This is a genomic window from Rhizobium sp. FG96, from assembly GCF_057808655.1.
On the sequence record NZ_JBMDIL010000009.1, the window covers coordinates 203,657 to 222,501 of the forward strand.

The following is an 18,845-nucleotide window of genomic DNA, read 5'->3' on the forward strand; positions in this document are numbered from 1 at the left end:
AACTCTTGTGCAAAATTCTGTTGTCGAACACAAAGCCGTTGCATAGCAACGGCCGGCGCTTACGATCATTGCAGTTTTGCGCGAGCAAAGGAAACATCGATGGCGAAAGATCATTTCAAAGATCCTTTGCGCCATGCATTGGCGGCAATCGACAAACTCCAGGACCCTTTGACGTCCATTCGCCTTGGTACGGCAGCAGAGGCCGCCGCTCGCGGCTTTCCCACGAATTCCCTGTCAGTCGCGAACGGGGGCGGACTGGGGATGACTTCCCTTGGCGATTTCGATCACCCGGCGGGCTTGCAAAATACGAAAGCTGCAAAAGACATTCTCGCTATCGCGTCGCAAGCCGCCGACAGCGCTAGCTTTTTGAAGCAGTCCGGGGTCCTGTCGGACGGCACTATCGCGAGCTATTCGGGGATGACAAGTTCTGGCGAGAGCTTCGAATTGCAACTGAAAGCGTTTCGGGATTGGACGTCCCGACCCGAGTTTGCGGCTATGGAGAAAAATTTCGCCCAGCTGGCGCGAAGCATCGCTGACGCGCAGGTGGTCGTCCGGGATTTAGGCCTAGATGTAGCGTCAGGATTCGACATCCTTCGAGTAACACAGTGGTCGGAAGCTCTCCAAACGGCGGCGGAAGCCGACATCGACCGGATGTATGCCAAGCTTCCCGCCGCGCTGGCAGAGATTCAGAGGTTCCGCGGCGCGTTGAAAGAAGCCGGCATAGATAGCCTCAGAAGCCGAGCGACTACTATTGTTTCAACTTCAGTCCCTAGCCATGAAGGACTTACGGCTACCAGATTCAGAATGTCTGCACTTACGGCGGTAGACATGCACGCGGACCTCTATTCTCCGGCGTCGACGGAAGCTTACCGGGCTTTGTTCGGCACCTGGTCTTCCGGAGATCTTGAGCGAGAGGAATTATGGCATGACGACTTAACAAAGGTTCGCCTCTACGAGGACGCCCACGTTGATCCAGGGCTGATCCACGCTGCACCTAAAGTCGCACTCGAGATCATGATCGAGAGCGGACTAACAGGTGGAGCGTTTTTCGACGAGGAGCCGGTTGCCGTTCTCACTGTGGGAAGTGTTTCGCTCACTTTAAGAGCAGGATCCACCGAGGATGACGCGTTCAAAGTTTTGAGATTTTTCGAGGAGCGTCTTCGAGAGTTTGTGGCGGCCACGCTCAAGAAGTTAGCTGGCGACAGCTTTTTTAAGCAACGTGTGGACGGCAGCATTGGCGGCAAGGCGAAGGAGAACCGCAAGAAGGCCATGCAAGATGGAGAGGTGGCGCGGCCTCTGATCGAATACACCGATGTCGGAGACCTCGTGCAAATCATCACATCGAAATTGAATTGGCCCGCGTTTGAGCCAATCTTCCGGAACCAAGCGGAGTTCAAGAGCGACATGAGCAAGATCATCTCCTCACGTCGGCCAACCATGCACACCCGGCCAATAGACGCCGTGCGCCTGACGGAACTGGTTATTGTTTCCACCCGCTTGCTCAATCAAATTGAAGACGGCGGGCAGTGGCTATCCGTAGCGGCGTCTGACGAATAGTCGACTTCGGTATTCGCAACGGTTTCAGTTGCCCCTGAAAGCAGCTCAAGCCAAGTTGCCTCGCGACATGAGCCGCAATAGCTCACGGCATTTCCATATCACCGGTCGCACCCTGAAACAGGTTTTTGTCACCAAACGTTCGCAAACCCTTCAACTAACTGTCTTGAACCAGTTTTACACCGCTCCCTATTGCAATCGCATTTGCAGAAGGAGCGATCGATGAGACGGAAATTGCAACTCGCCTTGGCAGCTGGCATCAGCTGCTTTCTGGGTTCCATCGGCGCAGCCGACGCAGCCACCACCGTCAAATTCTGGCATACGTTCAGCAAGTCTCAAGGCGAAGCGCTGAATAAGATTATCGCTGGCTTCGAGAAGGCCAATCCTGATATCGATGTCGAGGCTGAGTTCGTCGGCGACTACAACGATGTCGTCGCAAAGTTGCAAGCCGCCATCCCCGCCCGTCGCGCCCCCGATGCGGTCATTCTTGAGGTCACGCGCTATGGCCTCTTTGCCAACAACAACATTCTGACCGACCTGACGCCATATTTCGATGCCGACCCCCTAAAGGCCGATCTTTATGATTACGCTCGGGAGGTTGGCGTCATCAACGGGAAGAACTTCATTGTCCCGTTCAACTCCTCCACTCCCGTGGTCTACTTCAACGAGGACATTTTCAAGCGCGCTGGCCTGTCTGATGACACCCCGCTCAAGACGTTCGCTGACATATCCGCTGCTGCCAAGACGATAAGCGACAAGCTCGGCTCGGAAGGCGTGAGTGGCATCACTGCTCCTGGCCAGTTCGCGCGTTGGGGTGTCGTCATGGCCAACGACAGCGAACTGGTCGACCCTTCATCGGGCGAAATTCTTCTCGATAAGCCGAACACGGTTGAAGCCTATCGATGGATGGCTTCCCTCGTAAGCAAGGACAAGGTTGCGTCCCCTGACGGTGTCACTGATGAGGACAAGGGGCGCGACGCGTTTCTGGCAAAGAAAGTCGGGATTATGATGAACTCCACCGGAAACTACGGCGGTTCCAAAAAGGCGCTAGGCGACGATCTCGCGGTTCGCCCGATGCCCTGCAACAAGACCTGCTCGGTTCCGATCGGCGGTGCGGGTATCGGCATCCTGGCGTCATCGCCCAAGGACGTCCAGGATGCGGCTTACAAATTCATCAGCTACGCAGCCTCTCCGGAAGCCAATGCGACCTGGTTCGCCGCTACCGGCTATCTTCCGATCAACAAGAAGAGTGCTGACCAACCCGTAGCCAAGGAAGCGCTTGCAACGCAGCCCGGTATCGACGTGGCGATCAAATCTCTTCCAGTTGCCCACGGCCGGGCACGCACGACTGTGGTCACGTGGATGCGCTCCACCGAGTACAAGATGTGGGAAGCCATGGCACTCGGCCAGCGCGACGTGGCCGAAGCGATGAAGGATTTCGCGCAGCAGACGCGCGATGAAGAAAAGCGAGCAGGCAACTGAAGCGAAAGGACGCCGACGCCTGAGAAAGGGCGTCGGCGTTGTCGATGATGACCCGTACTTTCACGCCATACCTGCTGGTCGCGCCGCTGATGATTTTCATCGTGGTGTTTACCTACGTTCCCATCATCATGAGCTTGGACCTCAGTTTCAGGCAGTGGAACTTCCTGTCGCCTGACATGCCCTTTGTCGGTCTCAGAAACTATCAACAGCTGCTCGCCTCAAGCGACTTCTGGAATTCGCTGCGTGTCACGGCCCTGTTCACAGTCCTTTCCGTGCCCCTGCGGCTTGCGCTTGCTGTGTTCGCTGCCAGCTACCTGGTTCGCGAAAGCGCGCCGTCGCGCATCCTGCGGGGAGCTCTTTTCCTTCCCGCCGTGACGTCCACCGTTTCGATCGGCGTCGTCTTCTCCTGGGTCTTTTCGACCGACTATGGCATGGTCAACGCGCTCCTGGCGCATGTTGGCCTTGCAAAGGTTCAGTGGTTGCAGGATCCACATCTTGCCCTTTGGGTGCTGATCTTCGTGAATACCTGGAAGCAGCTCGGCTACGACGTGGTCATCTATATCGCGGGCCTTCAGGCCATCCCGCAGGACCTTTACGATGCCGCTTCGATTGACGGCGGCAAGCGCCTGCACGTCTTTCGCCGCGTGACGTTCCCCCTGGTCATGCCGACAACCTATTTTCTCCTTGTGATATCTGTCATCGAGGCTTTTCAGGTCTTCACGATCGTCAATGTCATGACCAAAGGCGGCCCGGCCGGGGCAACGGACATGCTGGTCAATTTGCTTTTCGAGATCGGATTCGTCCTTTTCGATATCGGGCGCGGTTCGGCTCTTGCCGTCCTGCTGTTCTTTCTCCTGGTGTTTCTGGCCTTCCTGAAATCACGGATCATCGGGCGGAAGGTGCATTATGAAGCGTGAGAACCCGTTCCTGACGGCAGCAGCGCTCCTCGCGGGCCTGCTGTTTCTGTTTCCCGTCCTTTACTCGATCTGGATCTCGTTGCAGACGGTAGATGCCTACTATGCCGGACAAGCAAGCTTTACACTCGACAACTACACCCGGGCGGTAAACGATTTCAACTTCGGGCGCTATCTCGTCAATAGCCTTCTCGTATCGGCCCTCGTCACCCTGCTCGGGATCTCGCTTGCGACGATGGCGGCCTTCGCCTTCGCTCGCTTCACCTTCCCCGGCGGCAACTTTCTGTTCGGGGCAACCGTCGCAACATTGATGATCCCAAGCCATATCAGCCTGATCCCGAACTATCTGACGCTGGCCAAGGCGGGCCTTCTCGATACGTATGCTGGACTGATCCTTCCTGCGGTATCGAACGGGTTTGCAGCCTTCTTCCTGCGGCAGTACATCCGCGGAATACCCAAGTCCTTGGACGAAGCCGCTTATATGGACGGTGCCACACCGTTGAAAGTGCTTTGGCGTATCATCGTGCCCCTCTCCCGGCCGGCCATTGCCTCGATGGCGCTCTACATCTTCATGACCGAATGGAACAGCTACATCTGGCCCCTTATCGCGGTCGGCAAGGAAGATCTGTTCACGCTCCAGATCGGTCTTGCACGCCTCTATCGAATAAACCCGGGAGAAGGTTTGGTTGACTGGCCCCTGGTCATGGCGGCCTCAACCGTAACCATCCTGCCTGTGCTTCTCGGCTTCCTGCTGGTCGAGCGCCACCTCGTGCGCGGCATTACGCTTGGCGCTGTGAAATAAAGGAAAATTAGGAATGACACGCATTGCATCCCATAGAGGCGGCACCCTCGAGTTCGGCGACAGCACCCCGCAGGGATTCATCGCGACTTCCCAGATGAATCTCGAGGAGGTCGAGTTCGACGTTCATCCGACGGCCGATGGCGGCATCGTCGTTCATCACGACGCGACGCTCGATGCGACCACCGACACGTCCGGGACGATCGCACAAATGACGCTGGCGCAGGTGCGCCAAGCAACGATACGCTACAGCGCCGGCGGTCATCCCCTCACACTGGAGGAACTTTGCACAATCTACGCAGACAGCCGCGTAGACTTCCGCTGCGAGATCAAGCCGGGTGCCGACGGCAGCCCTTACCCGGACTTCGTGGAGCGTGTCGTGTCCGAGCTGGACAAGAACGGTATGCTGGGGCGCACGACGTTCTCGTCCTTCCTGATACCATCGATGGATACCCTTTCGAAGGTGACGGATCGCCCGGCGCTCTGGCTAGTTAGTCCTCCAGTGCTAAAGCAGCTCGGCACGGACGCCGTAATCGAACTCGCGCTCGCTCATGCCATCAAGGAGATCGGCGTTCACATCGACACCGCAGACGCTGCGCTGCAAAACTCAGCTGTCGCTTCGGGCTTGGATTTTGGCTGTTGGGCGGCTCATTCCACCACCCAGATCAACAAGGCGTTGTCGCTTGGCGTGAAGGTGTTCACTACCGATCGCCCGACCCTGGCCATCACGTTGCGGGAAGAATTTCGCACGGGAGGTGCGGCATGAACGGCATAGCTCTCCATGAGGTCCGAAAGTCCTATCTGGGTGGACCCACCGTTCTCCACGGGGTCTCGCTGGACATCACACCTGGCGAGTTCGTGGTCATCGTCGGACCGTCCGGTTGCGGAAAATCGACGTTGCTCAGGCTGATCGCCGGGCTAGAACAATGCGACGGTGGTGAGATCCGGATCAGGGGAAAGGTTGCCAATAAACTCGCTCCGCAAGATCGCGACATTGCCATGATCTTCCAGAACTATGCCCTGTATCCTCACATGACGGTCCGCGAAAATATCGCCTTCGGTTTGGAGCTCCGTGGTATCAAGAAAACCGAGAGGAATTCGCGGGCCGAAGCCGTAGCCAAAACGCTCCAACTCGAGAAGTATCTCGACCGAAAGCCGGGCGCACTGTCAGGCGGCCAACGTCAACGCGTCGCCATGGGGCGGGCCATGGCTCGGGACGCTTCGATATTCCTGATGGACGAGCCCCTGTCCAATCTCGACAATGCTTTGCGGATTTCGATGCGCACGGAAATCAAGGAGTTGCATCGCCAGCTTGGTGCGACGACGGTTTACGTGACTCACGATCAGACGGAGGCACTTTCGCTGGCCGACCGCGTCGCGGTCATGAAGGACGGCCATCTTCAGCAATACGACCGTCCCGAGGTTGTTTACGATAGGCCCGCCAACCGGTTCGTCGCGGCTTTCCTGGGCGCTCCGCCAATGAACTTCGTTTCTGCCTCGGCACTCGGTTTAGGTGACAAAACGGGATTGACTGTCGGCATTCGTCCTGAGGCGCTATCGCTGCACAGTTCTCAGCCGTCCGGCATATCGCTTCCTGCCCGCATTACGCTCTCAGAATTGACGGGATCGGACGTCGTTGTCCACTGTGAGACGAAGGCTGGAAGACTGACCGTCACACAACCGCGAAGGAACGCGTCACTCAACCACAACAACGCGTGGATATGCGTCGACATGGCCCAGGCACTCTATTTCGATGACAAGAGTGGCGAACGTGTAGATGATGCGGCGCTGGCATGACATTTTCCGAAGACCGAAAGTCCGCGCCCATCGACGTTCCCGAACCGTCGGTCGCCCTTAGCGACTTGATCAGCAGATACTCGAGCCAGCTCACAGACGCCGATACCCGTTTGCTGGACGTGCTCGTTCGTGATCCGCTCCGCGGCGCTATGGAGAACGGAAAAGATGTGTCCTCCCGCGCGGGCGTGCATCCTGCATCTGCGGTGCGGCTAGCACGGCGTCTTGGATTCAAGGGCTATCCAGAGTTTCGCAATTTCCTCCGTGCCAGCCTCACGGACGGCGGAGGCGATTTCGAAAGCTCGGCAGCGCGTATGGCTGCGCGGGTGATGAAAGCCGACGGTGGCGGCGTGCTCTCGTCGGTCATCGACAGCGAAATCGCGGCCTTGAAAACACTTCGAGACAACGTTTCCGATGTTGATATTCGCAGATTTTCGGAAACATTACGCGACGCTCGACGGGTTCTGGTCTTCGGCCGCGGTCACGCGTCCGCTCTTGGTTCGCTCATCGCTTTGCGGTTGGCGCGCTCCGGATATGACGCAATCGATTTGGGCGCGCGTATGCACCAACTACCGGAGGTCTTGGCGACACTTGGCGAGAACGACGTCATGTGGCTCCTGGCCTTTCGAAAGGTGCCAAGGCTCGTTGAAGACATTAACAGAGCTTCAGCCGCACGCGGCGCGAGGATTTTGGCCCTGACGGACCTCCAAGGCGCAAGGATAGAGCCCGCTCCGCTTCATCAGATCCTCGTGTCGAGGGGGCCTCCAGGCGACTCCCAGTCGCTCGTCGTCCCGATGACGGTAGCGAATGCCGTCATTCTTGATCTCGCGGCGGTCGACGGTGGCAGGTCGATCCGTTCGTTGGCGGCGTTCCGCGAGTTCCGCATCAGCGGCGGGCTCCCAAGTAGCGCGGTGTGAGACTTCCGACGTATCGCGTACTGAGCCGTCTCGACATGGCCTCGTAGGCTGATTTAAAAATCAGGTCAGCATTGATGATGCAGACGGTTTTTTAGGCCAAAAATAGTCTAAGAGTGTCGACTTCCGAGGAAGGATCTTCCGAGTTATGAGTTCCAGATCCTTCACCGGGGTATAAGACGTATGAACCGCATACGCAACGCACTCATCATCGTAGACCAATGGGGCCGCTTTCCACTCTCAGATTTGGACGACATCGATGTCGTCCTTCCCGGCCTTCAACAAGCGTGGGAATTGGATCTAATAACTGAGGACAGCAGCGGCTTCGATTGCGCACCGTCCTTTTCCCTCACTAGAGCCGGACGGGAATACCTCCATGGACGTCAGCTGCCTGCCGCTTTGGCGGTCTTTGAAAAGCTCAAGGCGGGATTGAGGAAGCTGGCAGGGATCTAGTTGCCCGAGTGCAGGCTAGGAATGCCTGCGGTCCGTTGATCTTGAAGGACAGCCTGCATCTGCGCAGCGCCATCCACGAACACGTTAAGGTCGCCTCGCCCACGTTGGGCGAGCTTGCAAAAGACGGAATCCACTCTCGTAAAGCTCTGCAACTTCGGTGGCGGATGCGGCTCACACCATCCGCCACCGATAAACGATCACTTCAGGCCGAGACGGCCACGAAGCTCGGCGTTTTCTGAGCGGAGCTTCTCAGCTAGCGACTTGCGAAGGCGCTGGTTTTCTTGTTCGAGCAGGAGAAGTTCCGCGAAATCGTCGGCCATCGGCGAAGCTGCCGGTGTAGGCTTCGTGGCGCGATTGGCTCCGCGTTTCCCGGTCGCAGGAGCCGCCGCCGTCGTCCGTTTGCCGCGGGCCGTGCTAGTGTTTGAGGCGGCAGGCGCGGCTGTGGCTTCGTTCCGCTTGGGACGTCCGCCACGGTTCTTTTTGACGGGTTCATTTGCTCCCGCAGCAGCTTTCGCGTCGGCCTTTTTGGCACGAGGCGCACGGGTCTTCTTCACCGGCGCTTCCGGTGTTACTGCCGCGATCTCTGGCGCGGAGCCTGGGTTGGTTTCGTCGGCCATTGGTTTCCTCTCTCTGTTTGGCAGTTCCGTTGTCGTTTTTAGATTCGCCGCTGTCAACATCGCCTGCGATATTTGCTATTCGCGCACGCGGTCGAGAGTTGTCAGACAGGTCTATTCGACACCTCAACGGCAAGCCCAGACGGCGAAGCGGCCATCGCTACGACGGTATGTCAATGCATGAGATAAGGACGCGGTCCTTCCAAATGAGACGGCCACCGCTTCCCCGCGTGAACACACTATGCGCCCAAAATCCTTTGGCATCGGCGACGAGGTCGTTAGGGATTAAGACCATGGAGACGCGGGCACCTCTCTCATCGGCTTCGACGAACCTTTGAGCTTCTCCGAGAGATGGAAACTGGCGTGCCAGTTGCTCCCCTCCTCGAAGTCCCTTTAAAACGAAAACATCTGCGTCAGCCGATAAACGAACCTCAAAGCTCATAGGGGGCCAAAGATTGGCACGCAGACGTCATCGCCGTTACATGCGGCATGCGGTTGGCACGTCCAAGGTGGCGGACCCCGCGGGACCATCGCGAAGGCAATGGTAACCGGCAGGAGAAACGCTCCGACTAAAGAAATGAAAACCTTTCGCATCGCCAATGAGAACGCCACCATGTCAGTCGGCCTGCGTCAGCTTTCTAGCTGCGAATATAGAGGTGACATTAGACCCTCCTGAGGACTGAGCCTGGGACGCTGTCTGACGACCGAGATCTGCAGATTGCTGATTGCGCAGTTCTCGAAGCAGATCCTCACGCGGCTGAAAGAAAACGGGCCGCTCCGGCGACGCGATCGAGAACTTACGCTCGATGCGGTCGGCCAGATCGAACGCCAGAAGTCCAAGACGAAGATATTCACCGCGGCGCTTCTCGAAAAACGCGTCGTCGTGCTTAGGTGCGGCGTCCAGGTGTTCCAAGCCGCGGGTGACGTTCCGGCTTACACTGGGCATCCTGATCAGAGCTTCTTCGATCTCCGCGCCGAGTACAGACCAATCGACGTCATCAGGGAGGATGAAGTTGGGCTCGTCGGTGTGCATGAAGTAGTGACCAGGATCATCCTCGTCATACTCCGGAGTGTCGAATGCTGCGGCATGACACGAAGTCGCGAAGTCGTCGAGAAGCAGCTGAGCCCGGAGGGCTGTGCGTCCTGCGGCAGATTGCGGCCTTCCCCAGATCCAACCGCCGAAGGCTACCAATCCGAGGAACGTAACGGCAACCAATGTTGCGCCGGTTACGAAACCGACGATAAGACCCAAAGCGGGCGAAGCCAAATTTTCCAAAGGAGATCCTGTTCGTTTAGATTGCGGTCGAACGCGCGAACTTACTCATGTACTGAACGGTATCACGATTCGCGTTCAATGCATTTGACCCTCAGATGGCTACTGCGATGCTCTTCAGCAAGCCCCACCGGAAAGGCGCCACGAAGCCCGCCCTTTTTTTTGCAACGGAGATCGCCAAGTAACAGCCTGCGCCCACTGCCAGGCCAATTCAGTGCGCATTGCGCGAAAACTCGAAGGAGCATGAGACCCAAGCTGGTTTGAACTGCTCGACGAGCGCGTCAGTAGTTCCCGACGCCACAAACAGCCCCCACCTGAGCCGCTGTTAATGGGTTCTGAGACGCAAGCGAGGCTAATTGCGAGCGATCGAAGCGGCGATCGTTTATGCCCGGGATCACAGACTGCATGGTCCGAGCCATGCACTTGCACTGATCAACCGACCTGTCCAGCGCGCAACTGCGCACGAAGAGCGAAGCTCTTCCATCTCCGGTGATCAGCCTGGTCCTGCTTGCATCCACGAGATCCGCGAGAGCGGCAGCCAGGAATTGGCTGTCGCAGCCAAGTTTGGCAACGATTCCCGCGCCTTCATTGTAGGTCAGGCTACCCTGGAGGCTTCCGCGGAGAGTGTCATTTAGGCTTCCGGTGGCATAGCTATCCCCGAGCAGCGCTCTGTCCACGCCCTGAAACAGAAAGCCAAGGAGTTGCAGTCGATCCGACAACGAACTCGGTTGTGAGCACTCGTCAATCGCACCGGCCACAAGTCCACCGAACAGACTGATCTCGTCGCCAGAGAACCGATTCTTGAGGCCGCTTATCAATTCGCCAAAGAGCGTCGATCGGTCCCCTATCCCTGGAACAACGCCTTTGCCTGGCGGCATAAACAGTTTTCCCGTTCAGCAATCCACTCCGGTACATAGACCCGCGCGGCCGTCCCCGCTTTTACGGGCGGCCTTTCAATTGTAACCGAAACCACGCTATCGCAAAGCCAAGTTGCCTTGTATCGGTTTCGTCTTCAGGCAGGCCGCTGACGCAAGGTTTCGTTGGCATCCTCAATCAAGGGCATTGATGTATGTACGTTTTTAGCGCGCACCGTGACCATGAGCGCAAGACGATCGCGATACCCGAGATCGGTCTGAAACTCTGGGTCAGAGTAGAGCCATCGAATACCGGTGGGGAGTATACCGTCATCGAAACTGAGAATGCTCCTGGATATGGTCCGCCGTTGCATCGACACATGGAAACCGAGATCTTCCGCGTCCTCGAAGGGAGATACTTATTCGAGGTAAATGGAGAACGGTTCTATGCCGAAACAAATGATGTTGTCATGGTTCCCGGCGGCGCTGCCCATGCCTTCCTTAATGTTGGCGACAAGCCCGCGCGGCAGTACATCTTGATTAAACCCGGTCTCGACGCCACAGCTTTTTTCACTGGTCTTTCTGACTGCATGGGCGGGGAAAAATTGGATCGGGCCGCTCTCAATGAGTTCGCGATGCGGTGGCACGTTGAGTTCCTTGGTCCGCCTTTATCAATATGAAGGAAGAGCGAACGCTAACATCGATCGGTAAAGTATGAGTGAAATGCGGCGCAAGTACTTCAGAGCCGAACTTGCTGCGGCCCCATTTTCGCCCCATCCCGCGCCAACACGCTAAACAAGCTTTTTTCTGCAGCTTCGAAGGCGTGGCTGCACTAGCCGAATGGCTCGGCCGGTTCAAATCATAGAACCAAAGCAGGTTTCTTTTGACGGCCAAGGCAGCCTCCAGAGCTCCGCCGCGGTACGCTATCGGGATTCAGCGATATTCATGTCCCATGGAGGCGGTTGTCTGCAGTTGTTGCAGGTTCCGTGGTCATGTTTGCAGCTTGAGAGTTAATTATCATTTGAAATGCCCGCTACGCCGCACGAGCCTTTCTTTTGTTGTCCATGAAGTGAGCAAGGGCTGTAATTGCTTCCGTCACAGGCATGGCAAGACGCTTTGCCTTGGCAAGCTCGAGCACCGCGTCGCAGATCGAAGCCAACTCGAGACGGCGTCCGTTCTCTAAATCCTGCAACATCGATGTTTTCACAGACCCCATTCCGTGACCCGAAGCGATGATTGTCTTCGCATCGACTTCAAGCTTCGATCCGTACGCCTCTACTACAGGCACGATCTCTTCTAGCATCCGCTTGCTGACGTCTGCGAGATACGGATCTCCGAAATTCTGGCTCAAGGTTGCCCCCGTAAGCGCGGTTACCGGGTTCGAAATCATGTTTCTAGCTACCTTGGTCCAGATGGCATCGCGTATTCGCGACGCGATCGAAGTAGTTACGCCAGAGCGATTGAGAACAGCCTCAAGCCTTTCAAGCCGTTCGGTACGTTTGTCGTCTAGTTCGCCTATCGTCATATGCAGCCCGTTGGATGTCGTCGCAATGCCGGGGCCAAGCCGCTCTGCCGTCATCATCGCCGTGGTGCCGATAACCTGAGAGGAAGGCAGCAGCTCCTTGAGCGTTCCCCCAGGATCGACCGCATTGGTGACTAGATCGACATCACAAGACTCTCTGCGTTCAAAGAGCCACCACGGAATCCCATTGATGACCGGGACGATGACAGTTTCGCGCCCGATTAGCGACCGTACGGCTGCCGCCAGATCGGGCAGATCATGCGACTTAGGACAGAGGAAAACCACGCCCTGAACTCCAAAGTCACGCGCTTCCCCCACATGGACGTCTGTACGATGGAAGCCCTCCACATCGCGAAGTGCTATCCCGTTCCTTCTGATTGTCACGAGGCTTTCCCCTCGTGCCACCAGGTTGACCTCGTAGCCTGCTCGCGAGAGTTTTGCGGAGAGCGTAATTCCGATCGCCCCTGCTCCAGCCACACAAATAGTGTCGTGGTCGCGTTCGCTTCCTTTAACATTTTCCATTAGTGCTCCATCGGAGAAAAAGATCGTCTCGCCGTCGGCCGCAATAAGGCCTAACCTAAGAGATCGCAGTTTTGTAAAATCAGAGACCGCTAGCCTCGATGAGGGTGATCACGACATCGTCGAGAATAGACCGGCGATGCACCGGCCGCGCCTCAATTAACCTCATATCCGAACCGTAAGTCACAACGCCGATGAAGCGCTCGTCGACGAGCCGCCCTTGACCTGCGGGGCCACGGATGGCTTCTAGCCGAACGTCTCGGAATTGTTTGGCATCTCCTATGTCGCCGAGATTTGAAACCACAAGATCGTAGCCAAGTCCTCCAAGGAGCCCCGAAGCGAGATCTGGGTTACAACCGGGTGTGAGCAGTTCATCGATTGTTTTGTTCAAATACCTCCCGTTCTCCACTGTTCGCAATTGTTTGAGCTTCTCCCTGTGAAGGCTTGCTCGCTCCCAGAATTCTATTCTGCGATCGGTTGAAACGCCGACGGTACCGGCGACGGCCGACATCGAGCAACTCTTTCTGTCCAAGCCGAACAGCGAGCGTAGATCGAGCGCGCTGAGAATCCTGATCTCGTCCTTCACTTCAACTTTGGCGGCGGCTAGCGCCGCCGCGACGCAGACGGCACTATTTACAGAGCTTCGGTTCGCGCGAGCTTTGCTTCTCAAGTTCTCGACAATGGCTCTATGTATAGAGGCTGACTTAACAGCTACCTTGTCGGCTTCGAACGACCGCCAAAGCGGCATACCCGCGATCGCGAGAAGCCTACGATTATCAAAATCCGGCCTGTCAGTAAGAAGCAAGCCTGGATCTGCATCGTGATCGTCGGCTCCCATCTCGACTGGCTGCGGAACTGGCACCGGCTGAAGAACCTCGCCAGCCAACGCCATCGCTATGTCTTCAAGTATAGTCACTCCCGCCATGCCATCGGCGATTGCGTGATGGAACGTCAGGACGATGTCCGCACCGATTTCATCGAACAAAGCTGTCGCCCTGAAAAGCGGGCGATCTTTCTCGAAGTCACGTTCAAGCTCTGACTGGACAACCTCGCTCCAATGCCGAAATGTGCTCCGGGGTAGTACTGTAGGCTCTTGGGGTTCTGTTCGATAGAAAAAGGGTTGCTCTCCCAGGTTAAATCTGATCGCAGCTTCGAGGAGCGGATGCCGACTTTGAACCATCGCAATTGCATGGCTATAGTCACGATCTTTCCGATTTGCCACGATCCGAGCTATCATGCAGAAATGACGGGGATGCCGCATTGAGTAAAAAAACATGAGCCGCTCTTGCGGTCCCAGAACCCGAAGCGCGGATCCAGCTTGGTGTTGGTTCATAAGTTTACTCCTGCAGCGTTCAAGCGCAGGAAATGTTCGCGAACGAAAATGCGAACCGAATTTCACTCTGGGAAATCAGAATTGCATTTGAAAGCGAGCAACTGTCTGCAGAGACATCGAATTGCACAACCGCGATAGTCAAAAAGGAAGGCGACTTCCGGCTTGATCGACCCTTTGTCAACGACATCTAACACTACTTTGGCAGATTCGGGCAAGGCACGTTTGAGATGATTCTGGCTCTCTTTATCGAGGGCGGGACATGACGGATTGGGATTCGAATCTTTCGGCATTTTTGCAGCCGTTTCTGGAGAAGCTTGGACACAAGAAACGACGACAGATGTGTCCACTTTATGTGTCTGGGCTGATCGGTCCCGGTGACCGCAAGAGCATCGAGCCGATGGCCGAGCGGTTTGCTCCAGGCCAGTACGACCGCCTCCACCATTTCATTTCTGATGGCCTTTGGGATTCAGCGCCTCTTGAGACTGAACTCGCGCGACAGGCGGACAGGATCGTGGGTGCATCCGATGCGTTTCTGGTGATCGATGACACCGGTCTGCCGAAGAAGGGCGACCACTCGGTCGGTGTCGCTCCGCAATATGCTTCAATGCTGGGCAAGAGAGCAAATTGCCAGACATTGGTGTCAGTGACGCTTACGCGAGACGAGGTGCCGGTCCCGGTGGGCTTGCGTTTGTTCCTGCCTGAGAGCTGGATCGGTGATCAGCAGCGTATGGCAAGGGCCGGTGTTCCAGACAGCATGCGAACGTCTCGTACGAAGCCGGAGATCGCTCTTGCCGAGATCGATCGGTTGATCGTGGCGGGTGTCCGGTTCGGCACAGTTCTGGCTGACGCAGGCTACGGCCTGTCGGCGGCCTTCCGAAAGGGATTGAGTGGCCGCGGCCTCACCTGGGCGGTCGGCATCCCCAAGCATCAGAAGGTCTATCCCTATGATGTCGGATTGATCTTTCCCGTCGCCGGTCATGGCCGTCCTCGCAAGCATTCGATCCCCGACACCCTGTCGGTTGCCGCAGAAACGATGCTGACTTCTGCACGCTGGAAAAAGGTTAGTTGGAGGCATGGTACAAAAGGTCGCCTGACAGCACGTTTTGCGGCATTGCGCATCCGGATCGCCGACGGTACGCCGCAACGTATTCTCGACAAGGGACAACAGCACATGCCGGGTGAGGAAGCCTGGCTGGTTGGCGAGTGGCGATCAAACGACGAGCGCAAATACTACCTCTCCAACTTACCAGCCGATGCGACTTTGAAAGTGCTGGCGTCCGCCATCAAGGGTAAGCGATGTTCTGACCGCACCTTCCGGATCAGTGCGTGATTGACGATGTTGAGCCCGAACGAGGGCTTAGACATATGTCGATTTCACAGCTTACGCTTAAATCCAGCGACGAAGAACCAGTGCGCCGGTTTGAGGTTTTTACTGGCAGTGGCCGCCGTCGCGAGTGGAGTGCCGAGCAGAAGGCGCAGATTGTTTCTCAGAGTTACGAGCCGGGCGTGAAGGTCTGCTCGGTGGCTCGGCGTCACGGATTGACCCCGCAGCAACTATTCACTTGGCGTCGGCTTGCCCGCAAGTCATTGGCAGCTTCGCCTGATGTCGATGTTCCGATGTTTGCGCCGGCGATCCTGGATGTGCCCACTACGCCTGTAGCGAATGAGCAGGAATCGCCGCGCGTAGCGAGAAGGAAGCCGAGCACCAGCGCAATCGAATCGGAGCTTGGCGGGGCCATCATCAGGATCGTATCCGGCACCGATGCCGCGACGATTACAGCGGTCATTCACGCCGTGAAGGCGCAGTTGTGATCGGGCCGTCGGGAGCGATAAAGGTCATGGTCGCCACCCGGCCTGTCGATTTTCGCAAAGGCGCGGAAGGCTTGGCGGCGCTGGTGAAGGCTGAGATGGGTGCCGATCCGTTCTCCGGTGCGATCTATGTGTTCCGGGCCAAACGGGCGGACCGGATCAAGCTCGTCTTCTGGGACGGCAGCGGCGTGTGCCTGGTCTCCAAGCGGCTTGAGGATGGCGAATTCCATTGGCCTAAAATGCAGGGAGGTGCGATGCGACTGACCGCCGGGCAGTTCTCTGCCTTGTTCGAATGGCTTGATTGGAAACGTGTCCACGCACCGTCGGAAACGCGCGTCCCGCAGACGGCTGGGTAGCCGCCGCGACCAATTGAATCAGCCTCATTCACCCCCTCGTTTTGGTCGTCGGATTGTGCTGTTGTCGGTCTATGACGATGACGGCCGACGAGCTTCCCGACGACCTGAACGCGCTCAAGGCCATGGTGCTTTCGCGCGAGCTCGAGAACTCCCGCCTGCGTCAGATCATCAAGGAATTGCAGCGCCATCGCTTCGGCCGTCGCGCCGAGACGCTTCCCGAAGATCAGCTTCTCCTTGGACTCGAAGAGGCAGAACAGGTCGAAGCCAATGGCCTGGAAGCTGAGGAGCAAGCGTCGGACGATCTGCGCCGGGAACGGACCGCGAGGCGGCGTGTAAACCGCGGCTCACTTCCCGCCCATCTGCCGCGCGTCGATGTGGTCATCGACATCGAGAGCCATGACTGCCCCTGTTGCGGCCATGGCCTGCACCGGATCAGCGAGGATGTCAGCGAGAAGCTCGACATCGTGCCTGCCCAATTCCGCGTTCTGGTGATGCGCCGTCCCAAATATGCCTGCCGTGCCTGTGAGGAGGTTGTCGTCCAGGCTCCGGCCCCCGCGCGGTTGATCGAAGGCGGCATTCCAACGGAGGCGACTGTCGCCCAGGTTTTGGTCTCCAAATATGCCGACCATTTGCCGCTTTACAGACAGGCGCAAATCTACAAGCGCCAAGGGATCGAACTCGACCGTTCCACGCTCGCTGACTGGGTCGGCCGCGCCGCCTGGCATCTGCGCCCGCTTCATCAGAGGCTGCTCGAACAGCTCAAAACATCGTCCAAGCTCTTCGCCGACGAGACGACCGCTCCGGTGCTCGATCCAGGTCGAGGCAAAACCAAGACTGGCCAACTCTGGGCCTATGCCCGCGACGACAGGCCATGGCAGGGAGCCGCTCCACCCGGCGTCGTCTATGTCTATGCGCCTGACCGCAAGGGCGAACGTCCGATGGCCCATCTCAATGGCTTCGTCGGTGTGCTGCAGGTCGATGGGTATTCCGGCTATCGCGCGATTGCCGCGGGCAATAGGGTGTCTTTGGCATTATGCTGGAGCCATGTGCGCAGGCGCTTTTATGAGCTCGCCGCCGCCGGGCCAGCGCCGATTGCCCGCGAAGCGCTCCGGCGCATCGCCGAACTCTACAAGATCGAGGACGATATCCGGGGCGGGACCCAAGACGAGCGACGCATCGCGCGGCAAAGCAAAAGCCGCCCGATCGCTGACAGTCTTGCACCATGGCTAACCGAGCAACTCGCCCTTATCAGCCAGAAGACCAAACTTGCCGAAGCCATCCGCTACACGCTGTCGCGCTGGGATGGGCTGACCAGCTTCATTGATGACGGCCGCATCGAGATCGACTCCAATACCGTCGAACGTTCAATCAGGCCGATCGCCCTCAATAGGAAGAATGCGTTGTTTGCCGGCTCCGACGCCGGAGCCAAGCATTGGGCGACAATCGCCTCGCTAATTGAAACGGCAAAGCTGAACGACGTCGAGCCGATGGCCTATCTGACTGACGTCATCACCAAGATCATCAACGGCCATCCGAACAGCCAGATCGATGAATTGTTGCCGTGGTCATATCGCCCGGATAAAATGCTCGGATAAGTCCACGAGCAGGTATGTCATGACTGAAAACAGCATCACTTGGGAACAGGATGGAATTGATTCCGGTTGGTTCTTTGCAAAAGACGTCGGATCGGTGCGAAGCAACGTCAGCTACCGCCCCGGCGGTTGGTGGTTCCTGGCGAAATGGCTGCCGGATACCGAGGAACATGACATCGGGCCATTCAAAACAAAAGCCGCGGCGATGGCTGAAGCCGAGCGCCTTGCGGCCCTGCAGTGACGATGACACACGTCAAGCCTTGATTGCCGTGCTGTCAGAACAGCGCTTACCATCAAGGCGAGATGGGTTTGCGAGCAGGCGCACCAGCAGATGAAAGAGGAGCTTGGTCTCGATCACTTCGAAGGCCGATCATGGCAAGGACTGCACCGACACGCTCTGATGACGATGATCGCCTATGCCTTCCTCCAGCACCAAAGATTGCAGACTGCAAAGCGGGAAAAAAAAGAAGCGGCGCTTTCGTCGCGGACCACCTGAGCCGACCTTGCCTGCCATCCGCCGGGCCGTGATAAATGCGCTTGCTATACCGACAGTACAAATCCGATGTCCGCACTGCCAACGGCATTTCCAAAGCGAAAGTTTAATTCTGCCAAAGTAGTGCTAAGTCCAACGTATCTTCTGGACGCGCTTACCGGCTCCACGAGCCGGTTGCTACTCCCCCCAACGGAAGGGCTTTTGAGAGGCAACCGTTGGAAAGGCTTTTTCAAGGGGCAAGGCGAGGAAACAAACGCTCTGGATCGCATGCGACCGAAGCTGGACGTCCAGTCGGCGAACGGATCGGTGACATCTGACGTGAACGTCCGGTTCTCGACTGTGAAGTCGCGAGACTTTGAACATGGTACGATAGCCGCCTACTCAATCGACGCACCCGAAAGCAACGAAGCGAGTTTTGTACCAGTTTGTATCGAGCAGTCCCGCTGAGACATGAAGTTTCAAATCTGCGCAGGGAGGACATAGAGCAGATACATGCAGGTGGGATGTTGTCCTCGATACTTCTAACCCTTGGAGACATAAACGCTCGATGACTCTTCCGTCCTGACTGAA

17 protein-coding genes and 2 pseudogenes are annotated in these 18,845 nt (G+C 57.1%); 14 read left to right on the forward strand and 5 right to left on the reverse strand.

Going from position 1 to position 18,845, the window contains the following annotated elements; translation table 11 throughout:
- The first annotated feature begins 99 nt into the window (after positions 1-99).
- The 7 genes from ACODR6_RS19480 (at position 100) to ACODR6_RS19510 (ending at position 7,460) form a co-directional block, all read left to right on the forward strand.
- Entirely contained in the window at positions 100-1,557 is a 1,458-nt protein-coding gene (locus ACODR6_RS19480; protein WP_489023754.1) for a hypothetical protein, read from the forward strand.
- Positions 1,558-1,776: 219 nt separating this feature from the next.
- Entirely contained in the window at positions 1,777-3,036 is a 1,260-nt protein-coding gene (locus ACODR6_RS19485; RefSeq protein ID WP_489023756.1) for an ABC transporter substrate-binding protein, read from the forward strand.
- A gap of 47 nt (positions 3,037-3,083) precedes the next feature.
- A complete protein-coding gene (locus tag ACODR6_RS19490) occupies positions 3,084-3,953 on the forward strand; it encodes a carbohydrate ABC transporter permease (RefSeq protein WP_489023865.1) in 870 nt (289 codons plus the stop codon).
- Positions 3,943-4,752, forward strand: a complete 810-nt coding sequence (locus ACODR6_RS19495; RefSeq protein ID WP_489023758.1) for a carbohydrate ABC transporter permease — start codon at positions 3,943-3,945, stop codon at positions 4,750-4,752. Before ACODR6_RS19490 ends, ACODR6_RS19495 begins: the two co-directional genes overlap by 11 nt.
- A gap of 13 nt (positions 4,753-4,765) precedes the next feature.
- Entirely contained in the window at positions 4,766-5,515 is a 750-nt protein-coding gene (locus tag ACODR6_RS19500; protein ID WP_489023760.1) for a glycerophosphodiester phosphodiesterase family protein, read from the forward strand.
- Positions 5,512-6,546, forward strand: coding sequence for an ABC transporter ATP-binding protein (locus tag ACODR6_RS19505; protein ID WP_489023762.1), 1,035 nt, complete (start codon positions 5,512-5,514; stop codon positions 6,544-6,546). The genes ACODR6_RS19500 and ACODR6_RS19505 overlap by 4 nt, the downstream gene beginning before the upstream one ends.
- A complete protein-coding gene (locus ACODR6_RS19510) occupies positions 6,543-7,460 on the forward strand; it encodes a MurR/RpiR family transcriptional regulator (RefSeq protein WP_489023764.1) in 918 nt (305 codons plus the stop codon). The genes ACODR6_RS19505 and ACODR6_RS19510 overlap by 4 nt, the downstream gene beginning before the upstream one ends.
- A gap of 647 nt (positions 7,461-8,107) precedes the next feature.
- On the opposite strand, the gene ACODR6_RS19515 is transcribed toward ACODR6_RS19510, so the two are convergent.
- The 3 genes from ACODR6_RS19515 to ACODR6_RS19525 form a co-directional block, all read right to left on the reverse strand.
- Positions 8,108-8,527, reverse strand: a complete 420-nt coding sequence (locus tag ACODR6_RS19515; RefSeq protein WP_489023766.1) for a hypothetical protein — start codon at positions 8,525-8,527, stop codon at positions 8,108-8,110.
- Between the two features lie 613 nt (positions 8,528-9,140).
- Positions 9,141-9,800 (reverse strand): hypothetical protein, encoded by a 660-nt coding sequence (locus ACODR6_RS19520; RefSeq protein WP_489023768.1) that lies wholly within the window; start codon positions 9,798-9,800, stop codon positions 9,141-9,143.
- A 278-nt stretch (positions 9,801-10,078) separates the two neighbouring features.
- Entirely contained in the window at positions 10,079-10,675 is a 597-nt protein-coding gene (locus ACODR6_RS19525) for a hypothetical protein (protein ID WP_489023770.1), read from the reverse strand.
- Between the two features lie 191 nt (positions 10,676-10,866).
- On the opposite strand from ACODR6_RS19525, the gene ACODR6_RS19530 reads away from it, so the two are divergent.
- The gene (locus ACODR6_RS19530; RefSeq protein WP_489023772.1) at positions 10,867-11,331 is read left to right on the forward strand and encodes a cupin domain-containing protein; all 465 of its coding nucleotides are present in this window, start codon (positions 10,867-10,869) and stop codon (positions 11,329-11,331) included.
- 353 nt (positions 11,332-11,684) lie between these two features.
- Here ACODR6_RS19530 and ACODR6_RS19535 read toward each other — a convergent pair whose 3' ends face one another.
- On the reverse strand, positions 11,685-12,695 hold the full coding sequence (locus tag ACODR6_RS19535; RefSeq protein WP_489023773.1) for a ketopantoate reductase family protein: 1,011 nt from the start codon (positions 12,693-12,695) through the stop codon (positions 11,685-11,687).
- Between the two features lie 79 nt (positions 12,696-12,774).
- On the reverse strand, positions 12,775-13,677 hold the full coding sequence (locus ACODR6_RS19540; protein ID WP_489023775.1) for a hypothetical protein: 903 nt from the start codon (positions 13,675-13,677) through the stop codon (positions 12,775-12,777).
- A 607-nt stretch (positions 13,678-14,284) separates the two neighbouring features.
- On the opposite strand from ACODR6_RS19540, the pseudogene ACODR6_RS19545 reads away from it, so the two are divergent.
- The 6 genes and pseudogenes from ACODR6_RS19545 to ACODR6_RS19570 form a co-directional block, all read left to right on the forward strand.
- Positions 14,285-15,319, forward strand: a pseudogene (locus ACODR6_RS19545) (IS701 family transposase); the annotation flags it as partial.
- 71 nt (positions 15,320-15,390) lie between these two features.
- On the forward strand, positions 15,391-15,837 hold the full coding sequence (gene tnpA, locus ACODR6_RS19550; RefSeq protein WP_489023777.1) for an IS66-like element accessory protein TnpA: 447 nt from the start codon (positions 15,391-15,393) through the stop codon (positions 15,835-15,837).
- Entirely contained in the window at positions 15,834-16,190 is a 357-nt protein-coding gene (gene tnpB, locus ACODR6_RS19555; protein WP_489023779.1) for an IS66 family insertion sequence element accessory protein TnpB, read from the forward strand. Before tnpA ends, tnpB begins: the two co-directional genes overlap by 4 nt.
- 71 nt (positions 16,191-16,261) lie before the next feature.
- Entirely contained in the window at positions 16,262-17,785 is a 1,524-nt protein-coding gene (gene tnpC, locus ACODR6_RS19560) for an IS66 family transposase (protein ID WP_489023780.1), read from the forward strand.
- A 19-nt stretch (positions 17,786-17,804) separates the two neighbouring features.
- Entirely contained in the window at positions 17,805-18,023 is a 219-nt protein-coding gene (locus ACODR6_RS19565) for a hypothetical protein (RefSeq protein WP_489023782.1), read from the forward strand.
- A gap of 42 nt (positions 18,024-18,065) precedes the next feature.
- Positions 18,066-18,399: pseudogene (locus ACODR6_RS19570) on the forward strand (IS701 family transposase); the annotation flags it as partial.
- Positions 18,400-18,845: the final 446 nt, after the last annotated feature.

What these genes read in the sequence shown, in the direction of transcription:
- ACODR6_RS19480 (WP_489023754.1), top strand. Translation starts at nt 100, where the DNA reads ATGGCGAAAGATCATTTCAAAGATCCTTTGCGCCATGCATTGGCGGCA.
- ACODR6_RS19485 (WP_489023756.1), top strand. Translation starts at nt 1,777, where the DNA reads ATGAGACGGAAATTGCAACTCGCCTTGGCAGCTGGCATCAGCTGCTTT.
- ACODR6_RS19490 (WP_489023865.1), top strand. Translation starts at nt 3,084, where the DNA reads ATGACCCGTACTTTCACGCCATACCTGCTGGTCGCGCCGCTGATGATT.
- ACODR6_RS19495 (WP_489023758.1), top strand. Translation starts at nt 3,943, where the DNA reads ATGAAGCGTGAGAACCCGTTCCTGACGGCAGCAGCGCTCCTCGCGGGC.
- ACODR6_RS19500 (WP_489023760.1), top strand. Translation starts at nt 4,766, where the DNA reads ATGACACGCATTGCATCCCATAGAGGCGGCACCCTCGAGTTCGGCGAC.
- ACODR6_RS19505 (WP_489023762.1), top strand. Translation starts at nt 5,512, where the DNA reads ATGAACGGCATAGCTCTCCATGAGGTCCGAAAGTCCTATCTGGGTGGA.
- ACODR6_RS19510 (WP_489023764.1), top strand. Translation starts at nt 6,543, where the DNA reads ATGACATTTTCCGAAGACCGAAAGTCCGCGCCCATCGACGTTCCCGAA.
- ACODR6_RS19515 (WP_489023766.1), bottom strand. Translation starts at nt 8,527, where the DNA reads ATGGCCGACGAAACCAACCCAGGCTCCGCGCCAGAGATCGCGGCAGTA.
- ACODR6_RS19525 (WP_489023770.1), bottom strand. Translation starts at nt 10,675, where the DNA reads ATGCCGCCAGGCAAAGGCGTTGTTCCAGGGATAGGGGACCGATCGACG.
- ACODR6_RS19530 (WP_489023772.1), top strand. Translation starts at nt 10,867, where the DNA reads ATGTACGTTTTTAGCGCGCACCGTGACCATGAGCGCAAGACGATCGCG.
- ACODR6_RS19535 (WP_489023773.1), bottom strand. Translation starts at nt 12,695, where the DNA reads ATGGAAAATGTTAAAGGAAGCGAACGCGACCACGACACTATTTGTGTG.
- tnpA (WP_489023777.1), top strand. Translation starts at nt 15,391, where the DNA reads ATGTCGATTTCACAGCTTACGCTTAAATCCAGCGACGAAGAACCAGTG.
- tnpC (WP_489023780.1), top strand. Translation starts at nt 16,262, where the DNA reads ATGACGATGACGGCCGACGAGCTTCCCGACGACCTGAACGCGCTCAAG.
- ACODR6_RS19565 (WP_489023782.1), top strand. Translation starts at nt 17,805, where the DNA reads ATGACTGAAAACAGCATCACTTGGGAACAGGATGGAATTGATTCCGGT.